Source organism: Vibrio cincinnatiensis (assembly GCF_022113815.1).
Taxonomy (GTDB): domain Bacteria; phylum Pseudomonadota; class Gammaproteobacteria; order Enterobacterales; family Vibrionaceae; genus Vibrio; species Vibrio cincinnatiensis_A.
This window is the reverse complement of sequence record NZ_SGOM01000006.1, coordinates 236,537-242,536: the sequence shown is the minus strand read 5'-3', so window position 1 is coordinate 242,536 and position 6,000 is coordinate 236,537. Positions and strand designations below refer to the sequence as shown.

Below are 6,000 nucleotides of genomic sequence, written 5' to 3'. Positions count from 1 at the left end.
AAAGTGACATTCTTTCCTCCAAAGTTTCACTAGGTTTAACTGGTTGTAATGGGAAAGTCATGGTACAACTTAAAGTTAACTTTAGGTCAATGGTTAATCGTATGGATATTTCTGAAGTAGTAAAAATATCGGGGTTGCCCCCATCAACGCTGAGGTATTATGAACAGATAAAGCTGATTCGTTCAGTGGGAAGAAATGGACTAAGACGCCAATATTCATCAGAGGTGCTAAATAAACTGAATATTATTTGTCTTGGTCGTTTGGCTGGTTTTTATGGCGTTGATTTTTAATGGTCTTATCCAGATATATACCAGATAAATGCTTATGTCTTCAATTTCAATAGCATGGCTTTTTAGCGAACTCGTTGCAGTATCCAAGGAGTGAGAAACCACTAATTCAGTTGGGCTGTATTACCAAAAATTGCTCTCCGACATTTTACATTTCCAATTTTTATAGGTAGCTGAAAAGATAGATTTATGAGAATTTTTTCGCTTTGTTTAATAATGAAACCTAAATTTTCTAATCTGCATAACCTTGATTCCTAGTTTGCAGGTATTTTTGTATATAAGTATTTTTATTAAAGAACTTTAAATATGGATATATTGCAAGTTGATCTACATTCTTTACTGATTCTTAAGCATTTACTTGAAGAAAAGCATGTCTCGAATACGGCTCTGAGAATGAATGTTAGCCAGTCATCTGTCAGCCGTGCGCTGCAAAAAATGCGTGCACTATTTTCCGATGAGCTTTTGGTTCGAACTCATTTAGGCTATGAGTTAACGCCGAAAGCCTTGAATATCAAGCAAGACATCAATTTAGTGATCAATAGTTTAGAAGTATTGGTGAACAAACAGTCCTTTGATCCGCAAACGACCACAAGTACTGTACGATTTTTTGGTCTCCAGCCGCAGATCAATACCTTAATGCCCACGGTGATTGGTGAAATTCGCCGTCAAGCGCCGAAAATGACCATCAGTATTGATACTACAGCGAAACGGCACTTCGAAGCCTTGATTGCCGGTGATGTGCATTTTGTTCTATCTGCTCATCAGCCCCCCAGTTCTGATCAAAATTTATACCGAATGATAGTTGCCCAACGTGAATTTAAGCTACTTATGAGTCGGGAGCATCCGCTTGCCGAGCAAACACTCTCGGCGAAAAAATTGCGCCATTGCAGTTTTGGACAAATTTCTTTGCAGGGAGAGAAAACCCTTTCGTTTGAACATAAATTTATTGAGCTTGGCTTAGTCGATAAAAAGAATCGCCTATCGGTTCCTGTGCTGCTCAGTCATTTCAGTTCTGCAGCGAATATTGCAGCGACAAGCGATATCATCTTCCATCTTCCTGCTGCTTATGCTGAGGAGGAGTGTCGAGATCGTCGCTTAATCACCCGATCTGTCCCGAATGAACTCCGCTTAGACTTTACCTCGGTGTATCTCTATTGGCACAAGCGGTTTCATGATGATGCGATGTGTGAATGGGTGCGCTCAATTTTTAAACAATGTTATGTCGAAGATCATGCGGAAAATCTAATAATTGCATAATTTGTAGCAGTGTTATGCAATATGCGGATAGTGACATTCGCATTCATAAATACGATTCTGATTGCTAATTTATCTTCCCCTCTATCTAATTGATAATAATTATCAGTAACAATCTAGATTAATTATCATGCAACCAGTTCGTTTTGATTGTCGTCGTAAGTCTGTAAAAATGACAGAAATGATGACGATAGGGCTAAGTACCGTTCTTTTTACCCCTGCTTTTGCTGCGCAGATAGATGATTCTTCGATAGAAACCTTGGTGGTGACCGCATCAGGTTATGACAAAGTTGCCACTGAAGCGCCAGCATCGATTAGTGTGATTGACCGTGTGCAGTTAGATAGTCGCTCTTACAAAGACTTAACCGATGCTCTGAAAGATCTTCCGGGGGTCATTATCACCGGAGGTGGTTCGCGTCAGGAGATTTCTTTACGAGGGATGCCTTCTGAATATACGGTTATTCTTGTTGATGGGCGCAAGCAGTCGGGGCGCGAAACTCAAGTGAGTAGTGGTGGTGGTTTTGAACAGGACTGGTTACCTCCGCTGAATGCTATTGAACGTATCGAAGTGGTACGTGGCCCCATGTCGACGTTGTATGGTTCGGATGCGATCGGTGGTGTTATCAACATCATTACCCGCAAAGATTATCAGCAGTGGCACGGTAGCCTTCGTGCTGAAGCAACATTGCAAGAAACGGCCCAATCTGGTGATTTTTATCAAGGCGAGCTTTATCTTGCAGGCCCGTTACTGGAGAACTTACTCAGCGCTTCGCTATCGGGTTTGTATCAAGAGCGTAAAGAAGATGAAATCTTATATGCTAATGGGGGTAAGGAGCTACAAAGTTATCGCGCGTCGCTTTATCTGACACCGACCGATGACGATACGCTGACCTTCGACTATACCTATCATGATCAACAACGCATCAATACTGAAAACAAGTCCAGAACGGCAAATGCAGAAACCCATAACCACCGTCGCTCATTCGGCTTGGCTCATGCTGGGACTTATCAATGGGGGCAAGGTCAATCGTATTTAAGTCACGAAAACGTTGAAAATGTGGGGCGTCAATTGGAGGTCGAAAATACCAGCGTGAATACACAGTGGTCGATGCCCATTGGCGAACATTATTTGACGGTGGGTGCTGCTTACGAAAAACAGCAGTTGGATAATCGCCAGTTTTTGTTTAAAAACCGCCAGTGGTCTTTGTATGCCGAAGATGAATGGTACTTAACCGATCTGTTTGCATTAACCGCAGGGTTACGCTTGGACAATAATGATCAGTTTGATACTCAACTAAGCCCACGTCTATACGGTGTTTATAGCTTAGATCGCCATTGGACGCTAAAAGGTGGGCTTTCGACAGGCTATCGTGCGCCGAGCTTGACGGAGATGGAAGGCGATTGGGTACAAGAAAGCTGCAATGGTCGCTGCGAGGTCTTTGGTAACCCAAATCTGAAACCTGAAACATCGGTCAATACGGAAATAGGAATTTATTTTGTTGGCGATGATTCTCTCACATCGAACGTGACGCTGTTTTATAATCGCTTCGAAGATAAAATTGACAAGGTCAACCTTGACGCCAACTGCAGTGGCCGAGCCTGCGATGCCACTTACGTCAATGTCGAAGATGCCAAAACGTATGGCGCGGAAGTGTCTATCTCGAAAAACATTGTTCAAACTCTCGATGTGTCAGCAACCTATACCTATAGTGAGACGGAAAAACAGTCTGGTGATGACAAAGGATTGCCGCTGACTCAGATGCCTAATCATCTTTTGGCGATTAATACCAACTGGTCTGTCGTTGATCATCTCAATATTTGGACTCGTACCTCCTACCGGAGTAAAGAAAAACAGGCAATTACCCAAGATTCTCGCAATGTGCTAGCCCCTTCAGTCACCTATTTCGACTTTGGTGCTCATTGGCAACTCAATACCAATGTCAAGCTTATGGCCGGTATCTACAATCTGTTTGATAAAGAAACCACTTATCAAGAATATGGTTATGTGGAAGATGGGCGGCGTTATTGGTTCGCTATCAACACGACATTTTAATCTCACTTTTAAACCACATGTCTCTGGTGCCATGATCACCAGAGACTTTGAGAATTGATCATGAAAAAAATTATTTATTTCTTGTTGCTGTGTTGTTTTGCATCACCAAGCTTAAGTTTAGATGTTAACGCTAACGTCAGTAGAGATGTCGTCTATAAAACGATTGATGGGCAAGCACTGAAGATCAATATCTATTTTCCTCAGGAGTTTAGGGTTGAGCGTCCACCGTTACTAGTTTGGATTCATGGCGGAGCATGGAAGAGAGGTAGTAAAGAAGCGATTGAAACGGGCAATCGACAACTGCTTGATTCGGTACTTGCTCAGGGCTATGCCTTGGCTGCGGTTGAATATCGATTAAGCGGGCAAGCGAGTTTTCCTCAACCGGTGATCGATATTAATGATGCGATCAACTTTTTGCATCAAAGGGCAGATGAGTATCATTTTGATGCTGAAAAAGTGGTGCTAATGGGGCGATCTGCGGGAGGGCACCTAGCGGGACTGATCGGCGTGCTGAACACGCATCGAGATCTCAATTTTCCCTTTGAACCCAAATATCAAGTTGCCGCCGTGGTCAGTTTCTTTGGGCCAATGGATTTATTAGCGTTAGGTAATGCCAAAGGCGACAAGACCACTCCAAATTCATCCGTTTCTAAATTTCTTGGCGCTATTCCGGCACAAGCCCCGGAGTTGGCGAAACAAGCTTCACCGATCAGCTATGTTTCTGCTCAAACACCACCGTTTCTTTTACTTCATGGTGATAGAGATAAACAAGTACCAATAATACAAAGTATGGAGTTTAAAAAGGAGTTGGATCAGCACAGAGTAGAGAATCAATTTTTGATTGAACCAGGCGTGGGCCATAGCGCGAAAGTCTTTGATACGGAGAAATACGTTCCTACCGTTATTCGTTTTATTCAACGCTATTTGCCGGTAACTGATTGAAATCAATTCGCAGGTTGCAAGGTAAATAAATGCAAAGTGAGTGGAGAGGTCGAGCCATTACTTTTATATTGGCTTGTGTACTATCTTAAGAGGTCATCATAATGAAAAGAGCAACAATAGGGCTAACAATGCTGATTGGTATCGTCAGCTTATTGGGTTGTAGTGCGAGAAATGGGCTTGAGATCACACCAGTTCCTGTTCAAAAACAAACCATCGATTATAAGACAGTGAACGGAAAGGCTCTTGCCTTGGACCTTTATCAGCCTAATCAACAACAAGCGGCACCTTTACTCGTATGGGTTCATGGTGGAGCATGGATGCGTGGATCGAAAGATGAATTTTTTACTAAAAATGGACGATTAGCGAACACGTTGTTAAAGCAAGGTTACGCGGTGGTGGTGGTAAATTATCGCTTAAGCAGCGAAGCAACGTTTCCTGCACCAGTCGCAGATATTAACGATGCGATCAACTATCTGATGGATCACCGTCAGGAGTTCTCTTTAAAGAGTGATCGTGTTGTGATGATGGGCCGGTCTGCTGGGGCGCATTTGGCGATGTTAGTGGCGACGTCTAATACTTATGACAGTGGCTTTTATCTCGCAGGGCATGAGCCGCGTTATAAAGTGTCCGCAGTGGTGGATTTTTTTGGACCGAGCGATCTTGTTGAACTGAAAGGAAACAGCGGAGCAATCGACCATGACGCACCAGACTCATCACAAGCCAAAATGCTGGGTAAATCACCAAGAGAAAATGCTGATTTTGCTAAATGGGCTTCTCCAACAACTTACATTGATGATGTGACTCCCCCCTTCATTATATTTCATGGCCTCAATGATACCACCGTGCCGTATAGCCAAAGTGAGCATTTGAAAAGTGTACTCGATAGTCATGGTATCGAGAATGACCTTTACTTGGTTGAAGGAGCTCAGCATGGCGACCCGATCTTTGATACTGAGGCCTATGTTGCTCGAGTGCTAGGATTTATTCAGGCGAATGCCGAGTAGAAATATGCTTATCTGACCTCATCAGCTGAAAAGATTTTCTTTAGAGACAAAAAGGCGCAACAGATCGCTGACAAAGACCGAGTTTAAAAGCTTGGTCTTTGATCAAGTTGCATAGATACACCGACAGGATTTAAGAACTTTCTTCAATACGAACTATAAATAGTCATCTATTAGGTTATCTCTTTGGGCATGGTTCGTAAGTATCAATGCTGGTGATTTCACTGTTCCAGGTGCGGTGTCTTTAGAGCATCGGGCTATCTATGTATTTTGTAACGCTCAACTCAATCAGTCCCTATATAACCCACCGTTGGCCCCTATTCTGTTTTAAAACATCTAAAGAAGAGCCCCATCAGGACATTATCCCCGAAATTTCCTCGGTGAGGTAAGCTCTGCCTTATTTAAAAGAGGTTAAAATAATTGATGATATTCACTACAAAGTGACATTCTTTCCTCCAAAGTT

At 42.7% G+C, this 6,000-nt stretch carries 5 protein-coding genes; all 5 read left to right on the top strand.

The features are described from left to right. Positions 1–290, top strand: a 290-nt coding sequence (locus tag EXA13_RS10090; protein ID WP_238133059.1) for a MerR family DNA-binding transcriptional regulator, incomplete at its 5' end; no start/stop codon positions are given. 303 nt (positions 291–593) lie between these two features. Continuing rightward, complete coding sequence (locus EXA13_RS10085) at positions 594–1,544, top strand: LysR family transcriptional regulator (protein WP_238133058.1); 951 nt, start codon at positions 594–596, stop codon at positions 1,542–1,544. Positions 1,545–1,671: 127 nt separating this feature from the next. Beyond that, entirely contained in the window at positions 1,672–3,594 is a 1,923-nt protein-coding gene (locus tag EXA13_RS10080; RefSeq protein ID WP_430794485.1) for a TonB-dependent receptor domain-containing protein, read from the top strand. A gap of 60 nt (positions 3,595–3,654) precedes the next feature. Beyond that, a complete protein-coding gene (locus EXA13_RS10075) occupies positions 3,655–4,536 on the top strand; it encodes an alpha/beta hydrolase (protein ID WP_238133057.1) in 882 nt (293 codons plus the stop codon). A 101-nt stretch (positions 4,537–4,637) separates the two neighbouring features. After that, complete coding sequence (locus EXA13_RS10070) at positions 4,638–5,540, top strand: alpha/beta hydrolase (protein ID WP_238133056.1); 903 nt, start codon at positions 4,638–4,640, stop codon at positions 5,538–5,540. The last annotated feature ends 460 nt before the right edge of the window (positions 5,541–6,000 follow it).